Origin of the sequence: Streptomyces sp. JJ36 (assembly GCF_021696945.1) — a bacterium.
Lineage (GTDB): Bacteria > Actinomycetota > Actinomycetes > Streptomycetales > Streptomycetaceae > Streptomyces.
In genome coordinates this window covers 1-326 of sequence record NZ_JACYHE010000200.1, presented here as the reverse complement: position 1 = coordinate 326, position 326 = coordinate 1, and the positions used below count along the sequence as shown (strand labels likewise).

Sequence of the window (326 nt, the reverse complement as noted above, 5' to 3'; positions counted from 1 at the left end):
GGCCCGGGCCCGTGCGGCCGAGCAGGCGGCCGGGCAGCCCTCCGGCAACGCCCCCTTCGCCCTGCCGCCCGCCGCGGCCGACCAGGCCCCGGAGGCGGCACCGCCCGGTCCGCAGCCGGACCCGCGTACCCAGGCGGCCGCCGGGCCCGGCCCCGCGCACACCGGAGCCCCCGGAGCCCCCGGAGGCACAGCGGCCCCGCCGGACCCCCGCGAGCACGCGGACGCGGGAGCGGCCGATCCACGGGCCGGGCACGCCCTGCCCGCGGCCGGACCCGGCCCCGCGCAGCCCGGCCACCCCGGCGCGGCCCCGCCCGCGGACGCCCCGG

General features: G+C 87.4%; 1 pseudogene. It reads left to right on the top strand.

What is annotated here, in order from left to right:
* Window positions 1-326: pseudogene (locus tag HOY81_RS27150) on the top strand (NADH-quinone oxidoreductase subunit C); the annotation flags it as partial.